Annotated in this window: 23 protein-coding genes, 2 pseudogenes and 1 riboswitch; of the genes and pseudogenes, 17 read left to right on the top strand and 8 right to left on the bottom strand. The window is 72.2% G+C overall.

What is annotated here, in order from left to right; translation table 11 throughout:
• Positions 1-215 precede the first annotated feature (215 nt).
• Positions 216-358, top strand: a riboswitch (cobalamin riboswitch).
• Between the two features lie 32 nt (positions 359-390).
• The 5 genes from ACFRMN_RS28670 to ACFRMN_RS28650 are packed head-to-tail and all read left to right on the top strand — an operon-like array spanning position 391 to position 7215.
• Positions 391-1410, top strand: a complete 1020-nt coding sequence (locus ACFRMN_RS28670; protein ID WP_383024549.1) for a cobalamin biosynthesis protein — start codon at positions 391-393, stop codon at positions 1408-1410.
• Positions 1407-2990, top strand: coding sequence for a cobyric acid synthase (locus ACFRMN_RS28665; RefSeq protein ID WP_383024546.1), 1584 nt, complete (start codon positions 1407-1409; stop codon positions 2988-2990). The genes ACFRMN_RS28670 and ACFRMN_RS28665 overlap by 4 nt, the downstream gene beginning before the upstream one ends.
• A gap of 28 nt (positions 2991-3018) precedes the next feature.
• Positions 3019-5178 carry a putative cobaltochelatase gene (locus tag ACFRMN_RS28660; protein WP_383024544.1) on the top strand — a complete coding sequence of 720 codons (2160 nt, stop codon included), beginning with the start codon at positions 3019-3021 and terminating at the stop codon, positions 5176-5178.
• The gene (cobO, locus tag ACFRMN_RS28655; protein ID WP_383024541.1) at positions 5178-5777 is read left to right on the top strand and encodes a cob(I)yrinic acid a,c-diamide adenosyltransferase; all 600 of its coding nucleotides are present in this window, start codon (positions 5178-5180) and stop codon (positions 5775-5777) included. The genes ACFRMN_RS28660 and cobO overlap by 1 nt, the downstream gene beginning before the upstream one ends.
• 7 nt (positions 5778-5784) lie before the next feature.
• Entirely contained in the window at positions 5785-7215 is a 1431-nt protein-coding gene (locus tag ACFRMN_RS28650; protein WP_383024538.1) for a cobyrinate a,c-diamide synthase, read from the top strand.
• Positions 7216-7247: 32 nt separating this feature from the next.
• Here the strand turns inward: ACFRMN_RS28650 and ACFRMN_RS28645 are convergent, their stop codons facing one another.
• The gene (locus ACFRMN_RS28645) at positions 7248-7994 is read right to left on the bottom strand and encodes a ZIP family metal transporter (RefSeq protein WP_383024536.1); all 747 of its coding nucleotides are present in this window, start codon (positions 7992-7994) and stop codon (positions 7248-7250) included.
• A gap of 141 nt (positions 7995-8135) precedes the next feature.
• Between ACFRMN_RS28645 and ACFRMN_RS28640 the strand changes: the two are divergent.
• The 5 genes and pseudogenes from ACFRMN_RS28640 to ACFRMN_RS28620 all read left to right on the top strand — a co-directional run.
• Positions 8136-8543 (top strand): annotated as a pseudogene (locus ACFRMN_RS28640) (cobalamin biosynthesis protein); the annotation flags it as partial.
• 275 nt (positions 8544-8818) lie between these two features.
• Complete coding sequence (cobC, locus tag ACFRMN_RS28635) at positions 8819-9877, top strand: Rv2231c family pyridoxal phosphate-dependent protein CobC (RefSeq protein WP_383024533.1); 1059 nt, start codon at positions 8819-8821, stop codon at positions 9875-9877.
• Positions 9878-10019: 142 nt separating this feature from the next.
• Entirely contained in the window at positions 10020-11123 is a 1104-nt protein-coding gene (locus ACFRMN_RS28630; protein ID WP_383024531.1) for a DUF4037 domain-containing protein, read from the top strand.
• Positions 11124-11223: 100 nt separating this feature from the next.
• Positions 11224-11979 carry a DeoR/GlpR family DNA-binding transcription regulator gene (locus ACFRMN_RS28625; RefSeq protein WP_383024528.1) on the top strand — a complete coding sequence of 252 codons (756 nt, stop codon included), beginning with the start codon at positions 11224-11226 and terminating at the stop codon, positions 11977-11979.
• A gap of 4 nt (positions 11980-11983) precedes the next feature.
• Positions 11984-12604 (top strand): HAD family hydrolase, encoded by a 621-nt coding sequence (locus ACFRMN_RS28620; RefSeq protein WP_383024525.1) that lies wholly within the window; start codon positions 11984-11986, stop codon positions 12602-12604.
• 241 nt (positions 12605-12845) lie between these two features.
• Here ACFRMN_RS28620 and ACFRMN_RS28615 read toward each other — a convergent pair whose 3' ends face one another.
• Together ACFRMN_RS28615 and ACFRMN_RS28610 are read right to left on the bottom strand one after the other, a co-directional pair.
• The gene (locus ACFRMN_RS28615; protein ID WP_383024522.1) at positions 12846-13793 is read right to left on the bottom strand and encodes an SCO1860 family LAETG-anchored protein; all 948 of its coding nucleotides are present in this window, start codon (positions 13791-13793) and stop codon (positions 12846-12848) included.
• 361 nt (positions 13794-14154) lie between these two features.
• Positions 14155-15246 carry an amidohydrolase family protein gene (locus ACFRMN_RS28610; protein ID WP_383024520.1) on the bottom strand — a complete coding sequence of 364 codons (1092 nt, stop codon included), beginning with the start codon at positions 15244-15246 and terminating at the stop codon, positions 14155-14157.
• 148 nt (positions 15247-15394) lie between these two features.
• On the opposite strand from ACFRMN_RS28610, the gene ACFRMN_RS28605 reads away from it, so the two are divergent.
• The 5 genes and pseudogenes from ACFRMN_RS28605 to thpD all read left to right on the top strand — a co-directional run.
• Positions 15395-16498, top strand: a complete 1104-nt coding sequence (locus tag ACFRMN_RS28605; RefSeq protein WP_383024517.1) for a pyridoxal-phosphate-dependent aminotransferase family protein — start codon at positions 15395-15397, stop codon at positions 16496-16498.
• A gap of 382 nt (positions 16499-16880) precedes the next feature.
• The gene (gene ectA / locus ACFRMN_RS28600; RefSeq protein ID WP_383024514.1) at positions 16881-17420 is read left to right on the top strand and encodes a diaminobutyrate acetyltransferase; all 540 of its coding nucleotides are present in this window, start codon (positions 16881-16883) and stop codon (positions 17418-17420) included.
• 259 nt (positions 17421-17679) lie between these two features.
• Positions 17680-18948, top strand: coding sequence for a diaminobutyrate--2-oxoglutarate transaminase (ectB, locus tag ACFRMN_RS28595; protein WP_383024512.1), 1269 nt, complete (start codon positions 17680-17682; stop codon positions 18946-18948).
• Positions 18949-19055: 107 nt separating this feature from the next.
• Positions 19056-19454: an ectoine synthase gene (locus ACFRMN_RS28590; RefSeq protein ID WP_129769662.1), complete on the top strand. Its 399-nt coding sequence runs from the start codon at positions 19056-19058 to the stop codon at positions 19452-19454.
• A gap of 2 nt (positions 19455-19456) precedes the next feature.
• A pseudogene (gene thpD / locus ACFRMN_RS28585) lies at positions 19457-20335 on the top strand (ectoine hydroxylase); the annotation flags it as partial.
• 115 nt (positions 20336-20450) lie between these two features.
• Here thpD and ACFRMN_RS28580 read toward each other — a convergent pair.
• Positions 20451-21515 (bottom strand): alkene reductase, encoded by a 1065-nt coding sequence (locus tag ACFRMN_RS28580; RefSeq protein ID WP_383024509.1) that lies wholly within the window; start codon positions 21513-21515, stop codon positions 20451-20453.
• A gap of 162 nt (positions 21516-21677) precedes the next feature.
• Between ACFRMN_RS28580 and ACFRMN_RS28575 the strand changes: the two genes are divergently transcribed.
• On the top strand, positions 21678-22202 hold the full coding sequence (locus ACFRMN_RS28575; protein WP_383024506.1) for a MarR family winged helix-turn-helix transcriptional regulator: 525 nt from the start codon (positions 21678-21680) through the stop codon (positions 22200-22202).
• 116 nt (positions 22203-22318) lie between these two features.
• Positions 22319-23761 (top strand): serine hydrolase domain-containing protein, encoded by a 1443-nt coding sequence (locus ACFRMN_RS28570; RefSeq protein ID WP_383024503.1) that lies wholly within the window; start codon positions 22319-22321, stop codon positions 23759-23761.
• Here the strand turns inward: ACFRMN_RS28570 and ACFRMN_RS28565 are convergent.
• From ACFRMN_RS28565 to ACFRMN_RS28550, 4 genes are all read right to left on the bottom strand, one after another.
• A complete protein-coding gene (locus ACFRMN_RS28565) occupies positions 23710-24759 on the bottom strand; it encodes an aminotransferase class V-fold PLP-dependent enzyme (RefSeq protein ID WP_383024501.1) in 1050 nt (349 codons plus the stop codon). The genes ACFRMN_RS28570 and ACFRMN_RS28565 overlap by 52 nt on opposite strands.
• Positions 24760-24828: 69 nt before the next feature.
• Positions 24829-25557, bottom strand: coding sequence for a DsbA family oxidoreductase (locus tag ACFRMN_RS28560; protein WP_383024710.1), 729 nt, complete (start codon positions 25555-25557; stop codon positions 24829-24831).
• 105 nt (positions 25558-25662) lie between these two features.
• The gene (locus ACFRMN_RS28555; RefSeq protein ID WP_383024500.1) at positions 25663-25902 is read right to left on the bottom strand and encodes a hypothetical protein; all 240 of its coding nucleotides are present in this window, start codon (positions 25900-25902) and stop codon (positions 25663-25665) included.
• A gap of 183 nt (positions 25903-26085) precedes the next feature.
• A complete protein-coding gene (locus ACFRMN_RS28550) occupies positions 26086-26436 on the bottom strand; it encodes a hypothetical protein (protein ID WP_383024498.1) in 351 nt (116 codons plus the stop codon).
• Positions 26437-26557: the final 121 nt, after the last annotated feature.

Genomic DNA, 26557 nt, shown 5'->3' with positions numbered 1-26557 from the left:
TTTTTGTCCGGCTTCTTATTTTTTTAATACTCCTTGGGTGTCTTGTCACCCATGCATGACACCCCCCCGGGGCGCGCCCGGGCCTTTATATCCCCCCCCGGGGCCGGTTCCGCGCTGCCCGTGGGGCGGGCGTGCCGTGTGGGGCTCAGCACACTGTCCCGTCGCTGGTCAGGGATGAGTTGACGGCTGTTTGCGCAGCGTGGTGGACTTCCGGGGCCATTTGGGTCCTGTCCGGTCGGACAGAACCCAGACGGCGGCAGAAGAGGAAGCCGGTGCGAATCCGGCGCGGTCCCGCCACTGTCACTGCGAGCCTCGTCTCCAGGAGCCAGGAACTCTCGCCGCCGCATCACGTCGAGCCGGGGCGCGGACCCTGAGTGAGGACATTTCGCCATGCCTGGCCGCCGTTCGGCCGTCGTGCGCGGCCGGGGTCCGGCCGCCGAGCGTGTTTTCGCCTACGGCGCCGCCGTGGGTCTCCTGGGCGACCAGCTGTTCGGCGATCCGCGCCGGGGCCATCCCGTCGCCGCGTTCGGCCGGGCGGCGACGGCCGTTGAGCGGACACTGTGGCGCGACCACCGAGGCTGGGGCGCGCTGCACACCGCGGTGTGCGCCGGAGGAGCCGCCGGGATCGCGGCGCTGGCCGCCCGGGGCGTACGGGACCGTCGCGCCGCCTCCGTGGCACTGACCGCCGCCGCCACCTGGGCCGTGGTCGGCGGCACTTCACTCGGGCGGGAGGCACGGACCATCGGCGCGGCGCTCACCGCCGGGGACGTCGAACGGGCCAGGGAGCGGCTACCGCGTCTGTGCGGCCGTGACCCGCAGGCGCTGGACGGACAGCGGATCGCACGGGCCGTCGTGGAGTCGGTCGCCGAGAACACCTCCGACGCCGTTGTCGGCGCGCTGGTGTGGGGGGCGGTGGCGGGGGTGCCGGGACTCGCCGGGTTCCGCGCCGTGAACACGCTGGACGCGATGGTGGGTCATCTCTCGCCCCGTTACCGCCGGTTCGGCTGGGCCTCGGCGCGGCTCGACGATGTCGCGGGATGGCCGGGCGCCCGGCTGACCGCCGTACTCGCCGGGGCGCTGGCCGGCGGAGTCGGCGGCGATCCGCGCGCGGCCCTGCGGGCGGTACGGCGGGACGCCCGTAAGCATCCGAGCCCCAACGCGGGCCCGGTGGAGGCGTCGTTCGCCGGCGCGCTGGGCGTACGGCTGGGCGGGACGCTCGCGTACGCCGGACGGGTGGAGCACCGGCCCGTACTGAACGGCGAGGGGCGGCCCGTCGAGGTCGCGGACATCGAGCGGGCCGTACGGCTGTCGCGCCGGGTGACCGGGGCCGCCCTCGCGGTCTGTGTGGCGGGCCGGTTCGGATACGGCGCGATACGCCGTACGACAGGCGCGGGAAAGGGACGTGGATGAGCCGGGGCGGGCGCGCCGGGGGTCTGCTGATAGCCGGCACGACCTCCGACGCGGGCAAGAGCGTGGTCACGGCGGGGATCTGCCGCTGGCTGGTGCGCCGTGGGGTGAAGGTCGCGCCCTTCAAGGGGCAGAACATGTCGCTGAACTCGTTCGTGACACGCGAGGGCGCGGAGATCGGGCGGGCCCAGGCGATGCAGGCCCAGGCGGCCCGGGTCGAGCCGACGGCGCTGATGAACCCGGTCCTGCTGAAGCCCGGCGGTGACCGCAGCAGCCAAGTGGTGCTGATGGGGCGGCCGGTGGGGGAGATGAGCGCCCGGGGTTACTTCGGGGGGGCACGGGGGACGTCCCCCGGCAAGCCACTGCACGGGGGCCGGCGAGAATCTCTCCTCGGGCCCGTCCTGGAGTGTCTGGAGCGGCTGCGCGGCACGTACGACGCCGTGATCTGCGAGGGGGCGGGCAGTCCCGCGGAGATCAATCTGCGCCGTACCGACATCGTGAACATGGCCGTCGCGCGGGCCGCGCGGCTGCCGGTGGTGGTGGTCGGGGACATCGACCGGGGTGGCGTCTTCGCCTCGTTCTTCGGGACGACCGCGCTGCTGTCCCCCGAGGACCAGGAGCTGATCGCGGGCTATCTGGTCAACAAATTCCGGGGCGATGTCTCCCTGCTCGAACCGGGTCTTGAGATGCTGCGCGGGCTCACCGGTCGGTCCACGCTCGGCGTACTGCCGTTCCGGCACGGTCTGGGCATCGACGAGGAGGACGGACTCCGCGTCTCGGCGCGCGGCGCCGTACGTGAGTCGCCCGCGACTCCCCCGTACGGCGAGGACGTGTTGCGGGTCGCGGTCTGCGCCGTACCGCTGATGTCCAACTTCACCGATGTGGACGCGCTGGCGGCGGAGCCCGGCGTCGTCGTGCGCTTCGTGGACCGGCCCGAGGAGCTGGCCGACGCCGATCTCGTGGTGGTGCCCGGCACGCGCGGCACGGTCAAGGCGCTGGCGTGGCTGCGCGAGCGCGGGCTCGCCGACGCGCTCGCCCGGCGGGCCGCCGAGGGGCGTCCCGTGCTGGGGATCTGCGGCGGCTACCAGATCCTGGGCGAACGCATCGACGACGAGGTGGAGTCCCGGGCGGGCACTGTGGCCGGTCTCGGGCTGCTGCCCGTACGGGTGCGGTTCGCCCATGAGAAGACCCTGGCCAGACCGGCGGGCCTGGCCCTCGGTGAGGCGGTGGAGGGGTACGAGATCCATCACGGCGTCGCGGAGGTACGGGGAGGCGACGCCTTTGTCTCCGACGCGGACGGGCGGGCGCTGGACGGCTGCCGGGTGGGGGCCGTCACGGGCACGCACTGGCACGGGGCGCTGGAGAGCGACGCGTTCCGGCGGCGGTTCCTGACGGAGGTGGCGCGGACCGCGGGCCGGCGTTTCGTCCCCGCGCCCGGCACGAGCTTCGGCGCGTTGCGGGAGGAACAGCTCGATCTGCTCGGTGACCTCATCGAGGAGCACGCGGACACGGACGCGCTGATGCGCCTGATCGAGGAGGGCGCGCCCGCGGGGCTGCCCTTCATTCCGCCGGGAGCGCCATGACGACCATCTTCGAAGGAGCGATCAGCATATGAGCACCCCTTTTCCGTTCACCGCCGTGGTGGGAATGGACGATCTGCGGCTCGCCCTGTTGCTCAACGCGGTGAGCCCCGCCGTGGGCGGTGTGCTCGTCCGGGGTGAGAAGGGCACGGCCAAGTCCACGGCCGTACGCGCCCTGTCCGCGCTGCTGCCGGAGGTGCCGGTCGTCGCCGGATGCCGGTTCAGCTGCGATCCCGCCGCGCCCGATCCGCGGTGTCCGGACGGGCCGCACGAGACGGCGCCCGGCGCGTCCAGGGCGGCCCGGATGGTCGAGCTGCCCGTGGGCGCGTCGGAGGACCGGCTCGTCGGCGCGCTGGACATCGAACGGGCGCTGTCCGAGGGCGTGAAGGCCTTCGAGCCCGGTCTGCTCGCCGACGCCCACCGGGGGGTGCTCTACGTCGACGAGGTCAATCTCCTCCATGACCACCTGGTCGACCTGCTGCTGGACGCCGCCGCCATGGGTGCCTCGTACGTCGAGCGTGAGGGCGTCTCCGTACGGCACGCCGCGCGCTTCCTGCTCGTCGGGACGATGAACCCCGAGGAGGGCGAGCTGCGGCCGCAGTTGCTGGACCGCTTCGGGCTGACCGTGGAGGTCGCGGCCTCGCGCGAACCGGAGCTGCGGGTGGAGGTCGTACGGCGGCGGCTGGCGTACGACGACGATCCCGCCGGGTTCGCGGCGCGCTGGGCCGAGGAGGAGACCGCGCTACGGGACCGGATCGTCGCCGCGCGGGCGCTGCTGCCGGAGGTGCGGCTCGGGGACGCTGCGCTGCTCCGGATAGCCGCGACCTGCGCCGCGTTCGAGGTGGACGGGATGCGGGCGGACATCGTGATGGCGCGGACCGCGACGGCGCTGGCCGCGTGGGCGGGGCGTACGGACGTGCTCGCCGAGGACGTACGGCAGGCCGCGCTGCTCGCGCTGCCGCACCGGCGGCGCCGTAACCCCTTCGACGCACCGGGGCTCGACGAGGACAAGCTCGACGACACGCTGGACGAGTTCAAGGGCGACGAGTTCAAGGGCGAGGACGGCGACGGCGGGGACGACGACCCGGGTCCTGACGGGCCCGGCGGTGGCGGTGGCATCCCGCCGCGGTCCGGTCCGGAGGGATCCGGCGGATCCGAGGGCCCCGACACGCCGCCCGAGTCCGGGTCCGGGCCGGACGACACGCCCGTCGGGCACGACCCGGCCGCGCGGGACGACACGCCCGCGGAGGCGGAGCCCGAGCCCCAGGGACAGCCGTGCCGCGCCGGGGCCGGTGAGCGGTCCGCCGTACGGGCCGCCGAGCCGTTCCGTACGAAGACGCTGAGCGTGCCGGGTCTGGGCGAGGGCGCGGCCGGGCGGCGTTCCCGGGCCCGTACCGAGCACGGCAGGACGACCGGGTCCCGGCAGCCCAGGGGCGCGCTCACCAAGCTGCATCTGGCGGCGACCGTACAAGCGGCGGCGCCGCACCAGCGGGCGCGCGGGCGCAGCGGTCCCGGTCTGGTGGTGCGCGCGGACGATCTGCGGCAGGCGACGCGGGAGGGGCGCGAGGGGAATCTCGTGCTGTTCGTGGTCGACGCGTCCGGTTCGATGGCGGCCAGGCGGCGTATGAGCGCGGTGAAGGGCGCGGTGCTCTCGCTGCTGCTCGACGCGTACCAGCGGCGCGACAAGGTCGGTCTGATCACCTTCCGGGGCAAGGAGGCGGAGGTGGCGCTGCCGCCCACGTCGTCGGTGGACGCGGCGGCGGCCCGGCTGGAGTCGCTGCCGACGGGCGGGCGTACGCCGCTCGGCGCCGGGCTGCTCAAGGCACATGACGTGCTGCGGGTGGAGCGGATGCGGGACCCGGCGCGGCGTCCGCTGCTGCTCGTGGTGACGGACGGGCGCGCGACCGGCGCACGGGCGGCGGGCAGCGCCGACCCGGTGGCGCTGGCGGCGCGCGCGGCGCGGCTGCACGCCTCGGAGGGGACGGCGTCGGTGGTCGTGGACTGCGAGTCGGGTCCGGTACGGCTCGGTCTGGCCGCGTCGCTCGCCTCGGAGCTGGGGGGTACGGCCATCACGCTCGACGAGCTGCGGGCGGACAGCATCGCCGGCCTGGTCAGGGACGTACAGCGGGATGTACGACGGGATGTACAGCGGGCACAGGCACACAACGGACGACCCAGGAGGGCCGCTTAATGCCACAGGGACAGCCGGAATCCGTACCGGACGACGGGCTCACCACCCGCCAGCGCCGCAACCGTCCGCTCGTCCTCGTCCATACGGGCACCGGCAAGGGCAAGTCGACGGCGGCGTTCGGGCTCGCGCTGCGCGCCTGGACGCAGGGGTGGCCGGTCGGGGTGTTCCAGTTCGTGAAGTCCGCGAAGTGGAAGGTCGGCGAGGAACGGGCGCTGAAGGTGCTGGGGGCGAGCGGCGAGGGCGGTCCGGTCGCCTGGCACAAGATGGGCGAGGGCTGGTCCTGGGTGCAGCGCGACGCGCAGTACTCCAACGAGGAGGCGGCGCGCGAGGGCTGGGAGCAGGTCAAGCGCGATCTGGCGGCCGAGACGCACAAGCTGTACGTGCTGGACGAGTTCGCGTATCCACTGCACTGGGGATGGGTGGACACCGACGAGGTGATCGAGGTGCTGCGCGGGCGCCCCGGCACCCAGCATGTGGTGATCACCGGGCGCAACGCCCCGGAGAAGCTGACGGACTTCGCGGATCTCGTGACGGAGATGACGAAGGTCAAGCATCCGATGGACGCGGGCCAGAAGGGCCAGAGGGGCATCGAGTGGTGAACGTCCCGTGGTGAACGTCCCGCGTCTGGTCATCGCCGCACCGTCCTCCGGGAGCGGCAAGACCACGGTCGCGACCGGGCTGATGGCGGCCTTCTCGGAGCGCGGTCTGGCCGTGTCCCCGCACAAGGTCGGGCCCGATTACATCGATCCGGGGTATCACGCGCTGGCCGTGTCCCCGGGGGCGTCCGGCGCCCCGGGACCGGTCGGCGCCCCGGGCGCGGCCTCCCGCGTGCGGCCGGGCCGCAATCTCGACGCGTACATGTGCGGTCCCGGTCTGATCGGGCCGCTGTTCGCACATGGCGCGGCGGGCTGTGACCTGGCGGTCGTCGAGGGCGTGATGGGGCTCTACGACGGCGCGTCGGGCCAGGGCGAGCTGGCCTCCACCGCTCAGGTGTCGAAGCTGCTGCGCGCGCCGGTGGTCCTGGTGGTGGACGCCTCGTCGCAGTCGCGTTCGGTGGCGGCGCTGGTGCATGGCTTCGCCTCCTGGGATCCGGAGGTACGGATCGGCGGGGTGATCCTCAACAAGGTCGCCACCGACCGGCATGAACGGCTGCTGCGCGACGCGCTGGACGAGTCGGGCGTACCGGTCATGGGGGTGCTGCGGCGCGCCGACGGGGTCACCGCGCCCTCACGCCATCTGGGTCTGGTGCCGGTCGCGGAGCGGCGCGCGGAGGCGGTCGGCTCGATGCGGGAGCTGGCCGAGCGGGTGCGGGCGGGGTGCGATCTGGAGGCGCTGCTGGCGCTCGCGCGCAGTGCGCCGGCGCTCGATGTGACGCCGTGGGAGCCGGCGGTCGAGCCGGTCGCCCCCGTGGCCGGTGCGGGCCGGCCGGTGATCGCGGTGGCCGGCGGGTCCGCCTTCACCTTCTCGTACGCGGAGCACACCGAGCTGCTGACGGCCGCGGGCGCGGACGTCGTCCCGTTCGACCCGCTGCGTGACGAGGAACTCCCCGAAGGCACCCGGGGTCTGGTCATCGGCGGCGGGTTCCCCGAGGTGTACGCGCCGGAGCTGTCCGCCAATGAGCCGCTGCGCAAGGCCGTGGCGGAACTGGCGCACTCCGGCGCTCCGGTGGCCGCGGAATGCGCCGGGCTGCTGTATCTGGCGCGCTCCCTGGACGGGGCGCCGATGTGCGGGGTGCTGGCGGCCGACGCGCGGATGTCGGGACGGCTGACGCTGGGCTACCGGGAGGCGGTGGCGGTCGGCGACAGCGCGCTGGCGCGGGCCGGTACGCGCGTGCGGGGGCATGAGTTCCACCGGACGGTGCTGGAGCCGGGCGCCGGGGCGGCTCCGGCGTGGGGGATGACGCACCCGGAGCGCAGGGTGGAGGGGTTCGTCCAGCGGGGCGTGCACGCGAGCTATCTGCATACGCACTGGGCGGCGGCGCCGGAGTTGGCGCGGCGGTTCGTGGAGAGATGTCTCGTGGAGAGATGTACGGCGTGACGGACGGGCCCGGGGGGAACGCGTGCCCCGGGTCAGTCGGCCACGCCGACCACCACCCAGATGAAACCCACGCCGAGGACCGTGCACAGCAGCGTGGAGCGCGCCGGGTGGTCGTGGTGCGCCTCGGGCAGGATCTCGGCGGCGGCGAGATAGAGCAGGACGCCACCGAAGAAGCCGAGATAGCTGCCGAGCGCTTCGGCCGGGATGGTGAACAGCAGGGTGGACGCGGCGCCGACCACCGGCGCGAACGCGTCCGCGACCAGCATCGTGATCGCCTTGCGCCGGTCGTTCCCGTACAGGCTGGTGATCGTGTACGTGTTGAAGCCGTCGGCGAAGTCATGGGCGACGACGGCGAGGGCGACGGCGGTGCCCATGCCGCCGCCGACCTGGAAGGCCGCGCCGAGCGCGACACCGTCCATCAGGCTGTGGCCCACCATGGCCGCCGCGGCCGTCAGCCCCACCTGGGGCACCCGCTCGCCGGGCGGAGGGCCGGAGCCGTGCGGGTCGCCGCCGTGGGACGCGCGGCGTACGGCGAGCAGGCGTTCCACCAGATGGGCTACGAGAAAACCACCGACGAACAGCAGCAGCGCCTGGGGCACCCCCAGGATCTCGTTGCCCGCCGCGTGCATCGCCTCCGGCAGCAGATCCAGCCCGACGACGCCGAGCATCAGCCCCCCGGCCAGGCCCAGCACGAGATGGCGGCGGTCGGTGACGCGCTGCGCCGTCCAGCCGCCGAACAGCGTCATGAGGAACGCGCCGAGCGCGACGAACACCGCCATGGGCCCTTGCATAGCCGATCGGGCCGGTACTTCGCACATCCGGGGAACGAGCCGGAGCGCGCGGGGAACGGGCCGGAGCGCGGGGGGAGCGAGCCGGAGCGCGCGGGGAACGGGCCGGAGCGCGCGGGGAGCGAGCCGGGGCCCGAGCTCGTCGTGGGGGTCGGTGCGCGCTCCGGGGTGTCCGTGGCGGACGTGCTCGGGCTGATCGGGACCACACTGCGGGACGCCGGGCTGTCGCCGCGCTCCCTGGTCGAGGTGGCCACGGTGGAGAGCAAGGCCGGCGAGGCGGGGATCGCCGGGGCGGCGGCGCGGCTCGGCGTTCCCCTGAGGGGATACCCGGCCGCGCTGCTGGCCGCCGTCGTCGTACCGAACCCGTCCGATGCGCCGCTGGCGGCGCTGGGGACGCCGTCCGTCGCCGAGGCCGCGGCGCTCGCGTGCGGGGGCGAACTCCTCGTACCGAAACGGAAGTCCGGCTCCGGCGCCGGGCCGGCGTCGGTCACCTGTGCCGTGGCGGATAGGAGCCAGTCGGAGTGGAACCGGCCCGGGCGGAAATGATGTCGGTGTTGACGGTAGAGTGCAGCGGCCTCGCGGCAGAGCGCGGACCGTGTGGTGACGTCCCGGGACACCGGTGGCGGGAGAAGGGGAAAGGAGCCCGGTGATCCGCGTTGTCCAGCCCATCGAGAACAGCCGGGGAGTGACCTCCCGGCAGCGGGGACCGCGGTCGCGTCCCTCGCTGACACGTCCCGGGTTCACGCTTCCCCGGCCGTCGTCGGCCCCGCCGCACACGCCGGACGCCATATGCGGCGACGAACCCCGTGACTGCCATGTCCACTCGCGCTGACGGCCATGATCTGCGCCATCACGGCGACGTCGAGGTGCGGGACGGAGCCGCGGGGCTGATCGATCTCGCGGTCAATGTCCGTACGGGCACTCCCCCGGACTGGCTGCGCGCGCGCATCGCCGACTCGCTGGCCGGGCTCGCCGCGTACCCCGACGGGCGGGCGGCCCGCGCGGCGGTCGCGGCGCGGCACGGACTGCCGGTCGAGCGGGTGTTGCTGACGGCGGGGGCGGCGGAGGCGTTCGTGCTGCTGGCCCGCGCGCTGCCGGCCCGCCGGCCCGTGGTGGTCCATCCGCAGTTCACCGAGCCGGAGGCGGCGCTGCGGGACGCGGGGCACGAGGTGCGGCGGGTGCTGCTGGGCGCGGGGGACGGCTTCCGGCTGGATCCGGAGGCGGTGCCCGACGACGCGGATCTGGTGGTGCTCGGGAATCCGACCAATCCGACGTCCGTGCTCCATCCGGCCGAGGTGATAGCGAAGCTGTCCCGTCCCGGCCGGACGCTGGTGGTGGACGAGGCGTTCATGGACGCGGTGCCGGGCGAGCCGGAGGCGCTGGCGGGGCGTACGGACGTGCCGGGGCTCGTCGTACTGCGCAGCCTCACCAAGACCTGGGGCCTGGCCGGCCTGCGGGTCGGCTATGTGCTGGCCGAGCCGGGCACGGTAGCGGCGCTGGAGCGCGCGCAGCCACTGTGGCCGGTCTCGACGCCCGCGCTGGCGGCGGCGGAGGCGTGCATGTCTTCCGCCGCGCTCGCGGAGGCGGAGCAGGCGGCGTGCCGGATCGCGGTGGAGCGCGCGCATCTGCTGGCCGGGCTCGCGGAGTTCGAGGAGGTGCGGGCCGTGGAGGCGGCGGAGGGCCCCTTCGTACTGATCCGGGTGAAGCGCGCGGACGCGGTGCGGGCCAGGCTCCGCACGCTGGGCTTCGCCGCCCGGCGCGGCGACACCTTCCCGGGGCTCGACCGCGACTGGCTGCGGCTCGCGGTCCGCGACCGGGCCACGACGAACCGTTTCCTCCAGGCCCTGGACCAGGCGCTGACGGCGGTCGGCTGACGGGGACGACGGTCGGTAGACGGCGGTCGGCGGTCGGCGAACGCGGACGGCTGTCGGCTGTCGGCTGTCGGCTGTCGGCTGAGTCGCGCCGCGCCCCCGATAATCGCTGGTTCCTTGGGGCCACGCCCGCCAAGGTGATCGCATGACCACCCCCGACGCCGCTTTCCTGCCCGGTCTTGAGCTGTCCCGGATCCTGTACGAGGAGGCCGTCCGGCCGCTTCTCGATGACGCCTTTCCCGGACTGAGCCATGCCGCCGCGCGGGTCGGCACCGGCTCGGAAGTGCTTGGTTTCGACACCGCGCGGTCCGTCGACCACGAGTGGGGGCCCCGGCTACAGCTGTTCCTGTCACCGGACGAAGCGGCCCGGTACGGCGCTCCGCTCCACCGGCTCCTGGCCGAGCGGCTGCCGAAGGACGTACGCGGCTGGCCCACCCACTTCCGGCGGCACGACGATCCGCTCGACCCGGTCGGGCATATGGAGCTGACGGACGGTCCGGTCGACCACCGGGTCTCCGTCCAGGATGTCGGCGGCTGGCTGGCGCTGGAGACCGGTGCCGATCCGACGGCCGGCGAACCGACCGTCCTGGACTGGCTCGCGATGCCACAGCAGAAGCTCGCGGAGGTGACGGGCGGCGCGGTGTTCCATGACGGGCCCGGCACGCTCACCGCCGCCCGGCGACGGCTCGCCTGGTACCCCGACCAGGTGTGGCGCTATCTGCTGGCCTGTCAGTGGCAGCGGATCTCGCAGCAGGAGGCCTTCGTCGGGCGCTGCGCCAAGGTCGGGGACGATCTCGGCTCCGCGGTGGTCGCGGGCCGGCTGGTGCGCGATCTCATGCGGCTGTGTCTGCTCCTGGAGCGGCGGTACGCGCCGTACGGCAAATGGCTGGGCAGCGCGTTCGGACGGCTGGATGTGGCCGGCAGCCTGCTGCCGTCGCTGCGGAGCGCGCTGGCGGCGACGGAGTACCCGGAGCGGGAGCGCGCGTTGTGCCGGGCGTACGAGACGGTGGCCGCGCGGCAGAACGAGTCCGGGCTCGCCGAACCGGTGGATCCGGCGTGCCGGAGCTATCACAGCCGGCCGTTCCAGGTGCTGCGCGCCGAACGGTTCGCGCGGGCGCTGGCGGCGACTGTCACGGATCCTGAGCTACGGGGACGGCCCCTGACGGGAAGCGTGGACCAGTGGGCGGACAGCACCGACCTCCTGAACCTCCCCGGACCGGTCCGAGCCGCCACCCGGGCGCTCGGGTAACGCGCGACGATCCCCCTGCCCGCAAATACAACGCACACAACGAACACAACGAACGTTCGCAATTTTGCGTTTCGAACGGACACGGTGTTCAATGTGGGGCATGAGCACAGACCGCCTGCGGCAGATCAGCGACGTGGTACGCGACAGCGGCCAACGAAGCGTCGCCGAGCTGGCCGAGCTCACCGGCGCCTCGGAGATGACCATCCGCCGCGACCTGGAGGTCCTGGCCAACCAGGGCGTCCTGGAGCGCTACCGCGGCGGTGCGAGAAGCCTGCTGCTGCGGGGCGAGGAGCCCCCGTTCGCGCTGCGGGCGCAGGACGGGGTGGAGGCCAAGCGTCGCATCGCGGCCGAGGTCGCCGCACTGATCGCGGACGGTGAGTCGGTCGTCATCGACAGCGGCACCACCTGTCTGGAGGTGGCCCGTGCCATTCAGCACCGGCGCCTGACCGTTATGCCGCTGTCCCTGCACGCGGCCAACGAACTGACCGGCGCGCCGCGGCTGACGCTACTGCTGCCCGGCGGTCAGCCGCGCCCCGGCGAGCTGGCTCTGACCGGTCCGCTGGCCGAGGCATCGCTGGCCGCCCTGCGCTTCGACACCGCCGTCATCGGCTGCTGCGGCCTGACCGCCGAGACCGGCCTGACCGCTTACGATCTCGCCGACGCCGCGGTCAAACGCGCCGCGATCGCCTCGGCCCGCCGTGTCATCGCCGTCGCCGATGCCGCCAAACTCTCCCGCACCGCCCTCGCCTTCGTCACTCCGGCCTCCGCGCTGCACGCCGTCGTGACCGACCGGGCCGCCCCGGACGACGAGACCGACGCGCTGGCCGCGGCCGGTGTCACCGTACGGAAGGTGTGACAGCGTGAACGACACAGTCCTCTTCGACTTGTTCGGCGTCATCGCGCGGCATCAGTCCCCGGCGGGACGGGACCGGCTGACCGCGACGGCGGGCGTGCCCGCCCCGGAACTGTGGGAGACCTACTGGGCACTTCGTCCCCCCTATGACCGCGGCGAGGTGACCGGTCCCGACTACTGGCGCCAAGCGGCCGACCGCCTCGGTACCCGCTTCGACGACCGCCGGATCGCCGATCTCATCGAGGCCGACATCGCCGGCTGGAACGCCGTCGACGACGACATGGTGGCCCTGGTCGGCGAGTTGGCGGCGGCCGGCCGGCGGATCGCGCTGCTGTCCAACATCCCCGAAGAGCTCGCCGCTCACTACGAGGAACACCACCGCTGGCTGAAGCACTTCCAGGTGCGCGCCTTCTCCTGCCGCATCGGCCACGCCAAACCGGAGCCGGGCGCCTACCGGTGGTGCCAGCGCGCCCTGGGCCTCGAACCCGACCGCATCCTCTTCGTCGACGACCGCGACGAGAACATCCGGGCCGCCCAGGCCATCGGCATGCACGGCCACCTCTTCACCACCCCCGCCCGGCTGAGAGAAACCCTCGCCCAGCGGGACGCCACCGGGCCGCGATCGTGAGCAGCACGTTTCGCCGGTCCGGCCCCGTCCCCGCCCCCTGAGCGCAGAGGCCCCGGCGCCTGACACCCGGGGCCTCTGCTTTTCCCGCGACCTGTTCAAGCCCCGACGGCGTGGGCAAAACCCCGAAACGCCCCGAAACGCTCGACAAGCCAAGGCCCGAGGGGGCCGGAAGCGCCTCCCGCTCCCGGCCCCCGGACCGCCCCCGGAATCGCCCCGCCAGGTGTCAGCGGGCAGGAGACGGTCAGCGCCGGCGGGCGGCCCTCGCCAGCAGCAGTGCTCCGCCGCCCGCCCCGACCAGCGCCACCGCGCCGCCCGCCAGATACGGCGTCTTGGAGTTGCCGCCCGTCTCCGCGAGGTTCTCCTCGGCCGGCTCCGACACGGTCTGCGGCTTCGTATCGGCCTTCGCGGGCGCGGACTTCTCCGGTTCCGGCGTCGCGGTGGCCGTGTCCGCGGGCGCGGGCGCGGGCGCCTTCGGCGACTCGCAAGTGGCCCCGGCGAGCGTGACGGTGCCCTCGACCTCGGCGACGTTCAGCTTGAGCGGGTTGATCGACACACGCAGTTCGAGCGCGCTGGCCGCGGCGGTACGGGACGTGGTGTGCGTCTTCGACAGATCGAGCGTGACGGTGCCCACTCCGGGGACCTCGACACGGGTGGGACCGCCCGCGGAGAGCGTGACGCGCTTGCCGAGCACGGTCACCTGGCCGAGCAGTTCCGACTCCGCGACCGGCCGCTTCCCGGCCGCGCAGACCGCCTTGGAGGTGACCTTCTGGACCTCGATGAGCGAGAGCAGCGGCAGTCCGGGCACATGCACCTTCGCGTGGGCGAGGTTGGTGTATCCCTCCGCCTTGTGCGCGTCGGCCGTCGCCCTCGCTGTGGCCACGTCGGCGCGCAGCACGGTGAAGGCCCTGCCCTGGTCGACCCCGTCCAGCTGGACGCTCAGGGTCGTCTTGTCCGCGTTCGCGGGCGCCGACACCTCGTTCAGGGCGGCCCGCAGGGGCACGTTGAGGGTCTTGTTGAGCAGGGACACGTCGAGGCCGGTCCTGAGCACGACCGCGGTCGCCCGCCCGTCGCCCGCGCCCTCGGTGGCCGACGCCGGAGCGGCGAGGACCAGGGGGCCCGCCGTCAGTGCGCCGGCGGCCATCAGGGCGGCGGCACGGCGTGCGGGCATGCGGAAGGTGTTGCTGTTCAAGATGTGGAACCCCCACAAGAGATGTGATGTCGCCGGCCCGCCCAACGGGGACACGGGGCGGTGGCGACCGAGACACCGGAATCTTTACGCACGGAGAGTGAACCGGCAGACACCTGAGGTGAGTTCACTCCAAAGTGGGGTTTCCGGGTACATATTCGATTCTTGTGGCACATGGGTTCGTCGGAGCCCCATGGATGACGGCGCGTCATGGGAACCGGAGCGGCACGCCGGCCCTCTGGACCGTAAGCACACAAAAGAGTTCAACGACACCGGCCGCCCCGCGTCACGCAGCTGTCAACCCAGCGCCGCCCGGCCCGGGGGCGGGCGGCCCGGGGCGGTCGTCACCGCGCCCCGGTCGGCCTCAGCCGACGATCCGCCCGTTCAGTACGATCCGCCGCGGCGCCGCCAGAACCCGTACGTCCGCGCGCGGATCCTCGCCGTACACCACGAGGTCCGCGGGAGCGCCTTCCTCCAGCGACGGGCGGCCCAGCCACTCGCGCGCACCCCAGGTGGTCGCCGAGAGCGCCGCCAGCGGCGGGATCCCCGCCTTCGTCAACTCCTCGACCTCGCCCGCCACCAGACCATGAGCCAGACCGCCGCCCGCGTCCGTGCCGACGAAGACCGGGACGCCCGCGTCGTACGCCGCGCGCACGGTGTCGTAGCGGCGCTCGTACAGCCGGTTCATATGCGCGGACCAGCGCGGGAACCTGTCCTGCCCGCCCGCCGCGAGTCGGGGGAACGTGGCGATGTTGACCAGCGTCGGGACGATCGCGACGCCACGCTCCGCGAAGAGCGGGACGGTGTCCTCGGTGAGCCCGGTCGCGTGCTCGATACAGTCGATGCCCGCCTCGACGAGATCGCGGAGGGAGTTCTCGGCGAAGCAGTGCGCGGTGACCCTGGCCCCGAGCCGGTGCGCCTCCGCGATGGCCTCCTCGACCTCGGCGCGCGGCCAGCAGGCGGTCAGATCGCCCGCGTCGCGGTCGATCCAGTCACCGATGAGCTTCACCCAGCCGTCGCCGCGGCGGGCCTCCCTGGCCACATGGGCGACCAGGTCCTCCGGCTCGATCTCATGGGCGTAGTTGCGGATGTAGCGGCGGGTACGGGCGATATGGCGGCCCGCCCTGATGATCTTGGGCAGATCCTCACGGTCGTCGATCCAGTGCGTGTCCACGGGCGATCCGGCGTCCCTGAGCAGCAGAGCGCCCGCCTCGCGCTCGTCGAGCGCCTGCTTCTCGCTGGTCGCCTCGTCGACCGCGCCGTGATGGTCGAGGCCGACATGGCAGTGGGCGTCCACCAGGCCGGGCAGCGCCCAGCCCTCGACCGTACGGACATCGCGGGCGCCGGCCGGCCGCTCGTAGCTGATCCTGCCGCCCACGACCCACAGTTCGTCCCTGACCTCCTCGGGGCCGACGAGCACCCGCCCCTTCACCCGCAGCACCGTGTGATCACTCATGAGCAGCACTGTACGAGGCCGTGAGTACCCTCGACCGGGGAGTTCGCACACCGGTCCGATCCCGGCCCCGGCCCCGTTCCCCCGTATCCGACACCCCGACCCGAGCGACCCACCGAAGCCCGAGCGACCCACCGAAGAGAGCACCGCCGTGACACACCCGCTGCTGGACCTGCCCCCGCTGACCGCCGCGCACTTCGCCGCCATCGAGCGCCGCGTGGCCTCGCTCCTCGCCACCGAGAACGATGTCGTGATCATGCAGGGCGAGGCCCTGCTGCCGCTGGAGGGCTGCATCCGCGGCGGCGCGGGGCCCGGTTCCACCGCGCTGAACGTCGTCACGGGGCCCTATGGCCAGACCTTCGGGAACTGGCTGCGCGACTGCGGCGCGGTGGTCGTGGACCTGGAGGTGCCGTTTCACACGGCCGTGACCGCGCAGGCGGTCGAACGGGCGCTGGCCTCGCACCCCGAGATCGACTTCGTCTCGCTGGTGCACGCGGAGGCGGCGACCGGCAACACCAACCCGGTCGCGGAGATCGGCGAGGTGGTACGGGCCCATGGCGCGCTGTTCATGCTGGACGCCGTGGCGTCGGTGGCCGCCGAGCCGCTGCTCACCGACGCCTGGGGGGTGGATCTGTGCGTGATCGGCGCGCAGAAGGCGATGGGCGGTCCCGCCGGGGTCTCCGCGGTGTCCGTGAGCGGGCGGGCCTGGGAGCGGTTCACCGCGAATCCTCGGGCCCCGCGCCGCTCGTACCTCTCGCTCCTCGACTGGAAGGAGCGCTGGATCGACGGCGAGCGCCGTGCGCTGCCGCACGCCCCCGCCCAGCTGGAGATGCTGGCGCTGGAAGCGTGCCTGGAACGTATCGAGGCGGCCGGCCCGGCGGCGGTCATGGCCCGGCACGCCTCCGCGGCGGCGGCCACCCGCGCGGGCGCGCTGGCGCTGGGCGGCGGTCTGGCGCCGTTCGTCCACGAGGCCGCCGACGCCGCTCCGGTGGCCACCACGCTCCGTACGCCGGCAGGGGTGGACGCCGCCGGCGTGGTGGCGAAGGCGCTGGCCGCCGATCCGGCGCTGCCGCTGGTCGCGGGCGGCGGGGCGCTCGCCGCGGAGATGATCCGGGTCAACCACTACGGCGCCGACGCGACCCCGGCCGCCGTGCGGTCCTCGCTGCTCGCGCTGGGCGCGGCACTCGACGGCTCCGGGGGCGCGGTGGACCCGGAGGCGGCGGTGCGGGCGGCCGACGAGGCGTGGCGGCGGTAGACATACCCGTCCCATGGCCGCACCGGCCCCGGAATCATAGGTGACTTCAGTATCCATAAATTGAAGAGGGCATTAATTCGGGAATACGGGAAGATGCTTTGAAGCGAGCAGCTTCCCGTATTCGTCTGCCCCCGTTTCTCTGCCCTAAACACCAAGATTTCATCAGGGCCTCCGGTGTGATTCCTGGCGGTCTCCCGAGCGTTACGGACATGTGACCGACTCCACAAATCCGCCCGTTACGCCCCACCATATTGCTACATTTTACCCCATTCCTCGGGCGACGCATCCGATCCCACATGCCCGCGCGATAACACAGCACGGCGTTTCACCCAACCCCTGCCCCAGATGCATCTTTTGAATTTGCTGGGTAAATTCAATCCGTATGACCGCCGCACAAGCAGACCTTGCAGGCGCCCGAAGCGAATTCCCCCGATCCTTCACGACCGACACCCCACGAGTGGAGGACGGAGCCGCGATCTGGCGCATCGCCCGCGACTCCCGGGTCCTGGACCTCAACTCCTCGTACAGCTATCTGCTCTGGTGTCGTGACTTCGCCGCCACCTCGCTCGTCGCCCGTGACGAGTCCGGCTCCCCGATCGCCTTCGTCACGGGGTACGTACGGCCGGAGCGCCCCGAGGCGCTGGTCGTCTGGCAGGTGGCCGTCGACGCGAGCCACCGCGGCCGCGGCCTCGCGGGCACCCTGCTCGACGAGCTGACCGCCCGGGTGGCCGAGGAGCGGGGCATCACGGCCGTCGAGACGACCGTGACCCCCGACAACACCGCCTCGGACCGGCTGTTCACCGCGTACGCCGCGCGTCACGGCGCCGCGGTCGATCGCGAGGTCCTTTTCGACGGCGGACTGTTCCCCGACGGGGTGCACCAGCCGGAGGTGCTTTACCGCATCGGACCGCTCTCGCCCTGAGCGCGCCCGCGCCGGAGCCCGCCGAGGGCTCCCGCGCCGCCGCGCCCCGCCACGCCCGCGCCACGCCGCACCGTGCTGAACCGCGTCGGACCATGTCGAACCGCGCTGGACCGCGTCGAACCCGCGCTGAGCCCCCTCAGGCCGCGTACGGCGCATACGACGCGCACGCCACGCGGGCACGCCACGCAGGAGCGTCCGAGCCCCGAGCACACTCCCGCTCTCTCCCCTCACCCGCACACCCCATCGGCAGGAGACTCCCGTGACCATCACCCCTCCCGCACTGAGCGTTTTCGAGACCCTTGAATCCGAGGTGCGCAGCTACTGCCGCGGCTGGCCCGCCGTGTTCGACCGCGCGCGGGGCGCCCGCCTCACCGACGAGGACGGTCATGGCTACCTCGACTTCTTCGCCGGCGCCGGCTCACTCAACTACGGCCACAACAACCCGGTGCTGAAACGCGCGCTGATCGACTACATCGAGCGTGATGGCATCACCCATGGCCTCGACATGGCGACGACCGCGAAACGCGCGTTCCTGGAGTCCTTCCAGAACGTGGTGCTCCGGCCGCGCGATCTGCCGTACAAGGTCATGTTCCCGGGGCCCACCGGCACCAACGCCGTCGAGTCCGCCCTCAAGCTCGCCCGCAAGGTGAAGGGCCGCGAGTCGATCGTCTCCTTCACCAACGCCTTCCACGGCATGTCCCTGGGCTCGCTCGCCGTCACCGGCAACGCGTTCAAGCGCGCCGGGGCCGGTATCCCGCTGGTGCACGGCACCCCCATGCCCTTCGACAACTACCTGGACGGCCAGACCCCCGACTTCCTCTGGTTCGAACGGCTGCTGGAGGACCAGGGCTCCGGGCTCAACAAGCCCGCCGCCGTGATCGTCGAGACCATCCAGGGCGAGGGCGGCATCAATGTCGCCAGGCCCGAGTGGCTGCGGGCGCTGGCGGATCTCTGCCACCGCCAGGACATGCTGCTGATCGTCGACGACATCCAGATGGGCTGCGGCCGTACCGGCGCCTTCTTCTCGTTCGAGGAGGCGGGCATCACACCGGACATCGTCACGCTTTCGAAGTCCATCAGCGGGTACGGGCTTCCCATGTCGCTGTGCCTGTTCAACCCGGAGCTGGACATCTGGGAACCTGGCGAGCACAACGGCACCTTCCGGGGCAACAACCCGGCGTTCGTCACCGCCGCCGCCGCGCTCACCACGTACTGGGCCGACGGCCAGATGGAGAAGCAGACCATCTCCCGTGGTGAGCAGGTGGAACAGGCACTGTTCGCGATCCGCGCCGAGAGCAGCGGCGATGTCCCCGATGTGCGGGGCCGCGGCCTGGTCTGGGGCCTGGAGTTCGAGGACAAGGGCCGCGCCTCCGCGGTCTGCGCCCGCGCCTTCGAGCTGGGGCTGCTGCTGGAGACCTCGGGCCCGCAGAGCGAGGTGGTCAAGCTGCTGCCGCCGCTCACCATCACCGCGGAGGAGCTGGACGAGGGGCTGCGCACGGTGGAGCGCGCCGTACGCGAAACCGCCTGACCCGCGCGGCGCCGCACGCGTCCGCGAGCCCTCGGCCCCGCCCTCCGACCCACCACACACGAAAGCGCGCACAGAGCGACCACAGAAGAGAAAGGCGTCAAGGCACCGTGATCGTCCGATCGTTCAAGGACATCGAGAACACCGACCGCCATGTGAAGTCGGCCTCGGGCACCTGGGAGAGCAAGCGCATCGTGCTCGCCAAGGAGAAGGTCGGCTTCTCCCTCCACGAGACCGTCCTGTACGCGGGTACGGAGACATCGATGTGGTACGCCAACCACATCGAGGCCGTGCTGTGCGTCGAGGGCGAGGCCGAGCTCACCAACGACGAGACCGGTGAGACCCACTGGATCGCCCCCGGCACGATGTATCTGCTGAACGGGCACGAGCACCACACGCTCCGCCCGAAGACCGACTTCCGCTGCGTCTGTGTGTTCAATCCGCCGGTGACCGGGCGGGAGGACCACGACGAGAACGGTGTCTACCCGCTGCTGACAGAGGAGGGCTGACCATGACCACCACCCCCGTACGGACCGATCTGTACCCCACGCGCGGCCTCGGCGAGGTGACCACCCCGCGACAGGACCCCGTCGTCTGGTCCGCGCCCGACGCGCCGGGCCCGATCGCGCCGGCCGATCTCGGCCGCTTCGAGCGGGACGGTTTCCTCTCGGTCGAGCAGCTGATCGGCCCCGACGAGGTGGCGCTCTACCGCGCCGAGCTGGAGCGGCTGATCACCGACCCCGCGGTACGGGCGGACGAGCGCTCGATCATCGAGCCCATGTCCCAGGACGTACGGTCCGTCTTCGAGATCCACCGCATCAGCGAGATCTTCGCCGGGCTCGTACGCGACGAACGGGTGGTGGGCCGGGCACGGCAGATCCTCGGCTCCGAGGTCTATGTGCACCAGTCCCGGATCAACGTCAAGCCGGGCTTCGGTGCCTCGGGCTTCTACTGGCACTCCGACTTCGAGACCTGGCACGCGGAGGACGGTCTGCCGAACATGCGGACCGTTTCGGTCTCCATCGCGCTGACCGAGAACTTCGACACCAACGGCGGCCTGATGATCATGCCCGGGTCGCACAGGTCGTTCCTGGGGTGCGCGGGCGAGACCCCGCGGGACAACTACAAGCGGTCGCTGAAGATGCAGGACGCCGGTACGCCCTCGCACGAGGCGCTGACGGCCCTGGCCGACCAGCACGGGATCAGGCTCTTCACGGGCAAGGCCGGTTCGGCGACCTGGTTCGACTGCAACTGCATGCACGGCTCGGGCGACAACATCACGCCGTACCCGCGCAGCAATGTCTTCATCGTGTTCAACAGTGTGGAGAACGCGGCGGAGGAGCCGTTCGCGGCGCCGGTGCCGCGGCCGGACTTCATCGGCGCCAGGGACTCCTGGCGGGTGGGCTTCAACTGCTGGTGGTCCCGCCGCCGGTGGTGGACGGGGGGGGGCGCGGGCCCGTTGTCCCAGCCCGGCCCCGCGCCCCTTTTTCCTCGGCCGGTCCGGGTCAGTTCTCCAGGGCCGGGTAGTCGATGTATCCCTTGTCGTCGCCGCCGAAGAAGGACGCCGCGTCGGGGGTGTTGTACGGGCCACCCGCCTTGAGCCGGGCCGGCAGATCGGGGTTGGCGAGGAAGAGCGCGCCGAAGGAGAGCAGATCGGCGGTGCCGTCCTCGATCAGCGCCAGCTCGCCGGCACCGGTGAAGCCCTCGGTCGCCGCGTTGAGGACGAGCGTCCCGGAGAACAGCTTGCGCAGGCTGACGGTCAGTTCGCGGTTGTTCTCGATCAGATGCAGATAGGCGAGGCCGATCGGCTCCAGCTGCTTGACGAGCGCGGTGTACACGGGCTCCGGGTCGGGCTCGGACACCCCGTTGTACGGGTTGCCCGGCGAGATCCGGATCGCGGTCCGCTCGGCCCCGATCTCCGCGGCGACCGCGCGGGTCACCTCGACCGCGAAGCGGATACGGGCCTCGTCGGAGCCTCCCCACTCGTCGGTGCGCAGATTGGAGTTGGGGGCCAGGAACTGATGGATCAGATAGCCGTTGGCGCCGTGCAGCTCGACCCCGTCGAAGCCGGCCTCGACCGCGTTGCGGGCCGCCGTGGCGAAGTCCGCGATGGTCTCCCGTACTTCGTCGGAGGTCAGCTCGCGCGGGGCGATGAAGTCCTTGGGGCCGTCATGGGTGAAGACCTGCCCCGGCGCGGCGACAGCGGAGGCGCCGACCGGGACCAGGCCCTCGGGCAGCAGGACGGGGTGGCCGATCCGGCCGGCGTGCATGATCTGCGCGAAGATCTTGCCGCCCTTGGCGTGTACGGCGTCGGTGACCTTGCGCCAGGCCGCGATCTGCTCCGTGCTGTGCAGTCCGGGGGTGTCGGGGTAGCCCTGACCGACCACGGAGGGCTGGGTGCCCTCGGTGATGATCAGACCCGCCGAGGCCCGCTGCGCGTAGTACTCCACCGTCGAGTCGGTGGGCGAGTTACCGGCGCCGAAGGCGCGGCTCCGGGTCATCGGGGCCATGGCGATGCGGTTGGCGAGCTGCGTACCCGACAGGTCGATCGGGTCGAACGCGGTGGTCATGGGGGCTCCCAAAGCGGTCGTGGGTTCGGAACGAGGGCAAGGTGGACGTAGGCAACGCGACATACGGCCGACACATTATGTGGTCGGCCAAGCAATCAACCGCGAGTCACCCTAGTCCATTCCCGGGGTCGATTATTGGCCGACCAAGCTAAACTCGGAGGCATGACCTCGGACCCGCCCGCGACCGCCGACAACCCCGCCTGTCCCGTCGAACTGCCCGGCGCCGCGCGCGGCGGCCCGGTCAGTCACGCCCTCTCCCGGGTCGCCCGGCTGCATCGCATCGCCGCGGGGAAGCTGCTGCGGCGCACCGGCCTCTACCCCGGGCAGGAGTTTCTGATGATGCTGCTGTGGGACGCGGACGCGGTACGGCAGTCCGAGCTGATCAAGTCGATGGATCTCGATCCCTCGACGGTCACCAAGATGCTCCAGCGGCTGGACCACGCGGGGTACGTACGGCGCTCCGCCGACCCCCAGGACCGGCGCGCCGTACTGGTGAAGGCCACCGGCGACAGCTGCGCGCTGCGCTCCGAGGTCGAGGGCGCCTGGACGGAGCTGGAAGAGCACACCCTCGCCGGGCTCGACGACGCCGAACGCGCGGAGCTGGCCCGGCTGCTCGCCAAGGTCGAGGCCAACCTCTGCGCCGAGACGGCGGATTGCCCGGAACGGTCGTCGGCGGCGGCCGGCTGATCGGCCGCGTCACCCCGGCTCCCGTGGCCGCCATCCCCTCTGGGACGCTTCCTCCACAAGAAGCCACAAGAAGCCGGAAGTAGCCGGAAGAAGCCGGTCTGCCGAGGAGGACGAACATGCCGTACGGGCCGCTGGACGGACTGGGTGAGTACTGCGCCGAGGCGCTGGCGGAGCACGGCTGTCCATCGGTCTCGGTCGCCGTGGCCGAGCGCGGCGAGGTGGTGCTCGCCGAGGCGTACGGAACGGCGGATATGGCGCGGGCCCGCCCGGCCACGCCCGCCACGGCGTACGGACTGGCCTCCGTCACGAAGCCGGTCACGGCGACCGCGGTCTGTCTGGCGGCCGACGAAGGACTGCTCGACCTGGACGCGCCGGTGCCCGTACCGGGCGAGCGGCGGTGGCCGGCGCCGACGGCACGTCAGCTGCTGGGACACCGGGGCGGTTTCGCGGCGTTCTACGCCTGGGACTACGGCGACGGCGAGCGGCGGATCGACGCGTCCCGCTACGCCTCGCTGTACCGGGCGCCGGGCACGGGATTCGAGTACGCCAACCTCGGCTACCGGGCCCTGGGCCTGCTGCTGGAGGCTGCCACCGGGCAGGAGCTGAGCGCGTTCGTCCGGGAGCGGGTGTTCGAACCGCTTGGGCTCACCGGCTGTCATGTCGGACGGAGCTACCCGGGCCCCGCTCCGTCGGCGGCGCGGTACACGCCCGACGGCCGCGCGTACCCGGACTACGACTGCGATCACCCCGGTGCCACCCTCGGCTGGGCCCCGGCCGGCGAACTGGCGCTCTTCGCGCAGTCCTGCGAACGGCTGCTGAAGCCGGAGACGGCCGCGGCGATGAGCGACGCGGTGCCGCTCAACGCGCGGGTCGGCTACGGGCTCGGCTGGAGCGTGTCGTACGGCGACGGGCCCGTGGTGCGCAGCCATGGCGGCGGCGGGGGCGGGGTCGCGGCGATGACCGCGGCCGTGCCCGCGCGGGACCTTTCGGTCGCGGTGCTCACCAACTCCACGAACAAGGCGGCGCGCGACGCGATCGTCCACTACGTGCTGGACGCCCTGGTCCCCGGATACCGGCCCGAGCTGATCGACCCGGGAATTCACGAGCCGCGGCGCCCCACGGAGCTGCCGGCAGGTCTCTGGGCCGGCCGGATCGGGACTCCGGAGGGCGATGTCCCGGTCGAGCTGCGGATCGGGGCGGACGGCCGGGTCGGGCTGCTGCTCGACGGCGTGAGCGCGGACTCCTCGGCCGTCGCTTCCGACTCCTGGGATCTGCGGGCGGTCTTTCCCTCGCAGCTGCCGACCGCCGACGCGCGCGTCAACAGCTCCAGCCTGCTGCTGAGCCTCCGGCGGGAGCGGGGACAAGGACAGGGAGGGGGACAAGGACAGGGAGGGGGACAGGGACAGGGCGCGGAGCGGCTGACCGGCGTCGCCCACGCGTACAAGGACGGCGGCGACCGCGAGGGGCGGCTCGGGAACTTCCTCTGCCACCCCTGCGAGCTGACCGCTCAGCCGGCGAGCACGTCCAGCGCCCGGTCCACGTCGGCCGTGGTGTTGTAGAGGTGGAACGCGGCCCGCACATACCCGGCGCGGACCGACACCGCCACCCGCGCCCGCCGCAGATCGGGGTGACGGTGCGTCAGTCCCGGGACGGACACGATCGCCGACTCGCCGGGCACCGGCTCATGGCCGAGCCCGGTCAGTCCGGCCCGGAAGCGGGCGGCCAGTGCGGTGTCATGGGCGTGGATCGCGTCGACGCCGATCTCCTCCAGCAGCGCGAGGGACGGCTCGGCGCCGTGGTACGAGAGGAACGCCGGCGGCTCGTCGAAGCGGCGCGCGGTGGCGGCCAGCCGCTCGACGGGACCGTACGTACTGCCCCATATGTCCTCGGCGGCCACCCAGCCCGCGTGCCGCGGCGTCAGTGACCCCTGCGCCTCCTCGGTCACGGTGAGGAAGGACGTACCGCGCGGGCAGAGCAGGAACTTGAACCCGCCGGTCACGGTGTAGTCGTACGCCCCGGCGTCCAGCGGCAGCCAGCCGGCCGACTGGCTCGCGTCCAGCAGCGTACGGGCGCCGTGCGCCGCCGCGGCGGCCCGGATCGCGGGCAGATCGGCGACCCTGCCGTCCGCGGACTGGACGGCCGAGAAGGCCACCAGCGCGGTGCCCGGCCGTACCTCCCCGGCCAGTTTCCCCAGCGGCGCGTACCGGAGCACGAGGTCGCCGCGGACGGCGAACGGGGTGATGACCGAGCTGAACTCGCCCTCCGGGAACAGGACTTCGTCGCCCGGCCGCAGGGAGGACGCGATCAGTCCGACATGCACGGCGACCGAGCCGCCCACCGCGACCCGCTCGGCGGGGACCCCCGCCAGCCGGGCGAAGGAGTCGCGCACGGCGTCCACGGTCTCGAAACTGCCCGCGCCCTCACCGCCCCGGCCGGTCGCGTTCTCCCCGGCCAGCGCCTGTACGGCCTCGACCGACCTGCGGGGCAGCAGACCGCAGCTGGACGTGTTCAGATACGTCATGTCCGGCGCGAACTCGGCGCCTCCCAGGGTGTCCATGTGCCCACCCTGGAACCCGGCCACCTCATAGTCAATCGCGCATTGGTGAAGGGAACACCCAAGCAATCCTTATGAATGGGCCCCGGCCTGCGGAATCTCGCAGGAGCCGTCGGTGTCGCAGACCGCGGCGTCCGCCGAGGACCCGCCGACGGGCGTGATCGTGCGACCCTGCCACGCCTGCTCAAGCGCCTGGGTGAACACCTCGGCGGGCTGCCCGCCGGAAACGCCGTAGCGCCGGTCGAGCACGAAGAACGGCACCCCGTTCGCGCCCAGTTCGGCGGCCTCGCGCTCATCGGCCCGTACCTCGTCCGCGTACGCGTCCGCGTCCGCGAGCACCCCGCGGACCTCCGTCTCGTCCAGACCGGCCTCGACGGCGAGGGACACCAGGGTCTCCTGGTCGTATACGGAGCGCTCCTCGGCGAAGTTCGCCCGGTAGGCGAGGTTCAGCAGCTCGTCCTGGCGGCCCCGGGCCTTGGCGAGATGCAGCAGCCGGTGGACATCGAACGTACTGCCGTGATCACGCCCCTCGATCCGGTAGCCGAGCCCCTCGGAGCGCGCGTGCGCGGCGACGCCCTCCTCCATGGCGAGCGCCTCCGTACGGCTGCGCCCATACTTGGCCGCCAGCATGTCGACGACCAGCCCGGTGTCCCCCTTGGCGTGTCCCGGATCCAGCTCGAACGACCGGTGCACCACCTCGACCTCGTCCCGGTGGGCGAAGGCCGCGAGCCCCTTCTCGAACCGGGCCTTGCCTATGTAGCACCAGGGACAGGCGATGTCGCTCCAGATCTCGACGCGCATGTTTCCGCTTCTCTCCAGGGTCGTGGGTGTCATGTGCCGGGGGTGTGCCGGAGGCAGCCTCCGCCCCTTCGGCAACGCGTCCGCGCCCCGGGGGATTCCCGGCCGTCACGGGAGGTCGACGTGCGGCACCTGGTGGATATAGGAGGCACCGCAGGCGTGGCAGAGGGGCAGCCCGGCGGGCGTTGCCCACACGTCCGCCGTCTGTGTGGCGGCGTCCGGGTCCAGCTCGCGCCCGCACAGCCCGGTCGTCTCGCCCAGCCGGGTCATGTGCCATACCTCGAACCGGGGTTCCGGGTCACGGGGTGAGGCGCCCTCCACGTACTCCGCGCGCATTTCGTATTCCATGCTGTGTCTCCTGATCGGCGTAATGGCCCACGGAACGTATTGGCCCACGGAACGACGACGCATGATTGCCCGCTTTCCCGGACGGTTGAAACAGCGGCCGTCCCCTCCCCCGTGGACGGAGAATTCCCGGACAGAGAAATGCCCCGCCCGGCTCGGGGAGCCGGACGGGGCGGGCGGTGTCCTTCAGAAACGTTCGAAGAAGACGACGGACCGCAGCTTCAGACGCTCGCTCGCCGAGCCACCGGGACGGAGGATGTATTCGTCGCCGTCGCAGTCCGGCCCGGTGAAGACGAGCGCGGTGGCCGTCGTGTGGTTGCGCGGCGTGTGCGCGGGCGGTACGTATTCGCCGGCCGCTTCGGGGATCGTGAGGCACACCAGGCTTTCGGGGTCCACCAGTCCGCCGACCCGTGGCTTTCCCGCGATGTCCGTATAGACATAGGTGAATTCGCCTTCGGCCGCCGAAGCCGGGCCGGGTACGGAGAAAAGCAGGGCGAGGGCGCCGACGGCGGCGGCCAGGGTGCTGCGAAGACGCATGCGGATGACTCCTTTGTCGTGACGCCATGAGGCTCCATGACATGACCCGGACGCGGAGGCGTAAAGGCGGGTAGGTCACCCGAAAGTGGCCGGGGAATCGCTCTGCTGTCAGCTACGGGCA

This window comes from Streptomyces sp. NPDC056835 (genome assembly GCF_042789485.1).
Classification (GTDB): Bacteria; Actinomycetota; Actinomycetes; order Streptomycetales; family Streptomycetaceae; genus Streptomyces.
This window is presented reverse-complemented; position numbering and strand designations above follow the sequence as displayed.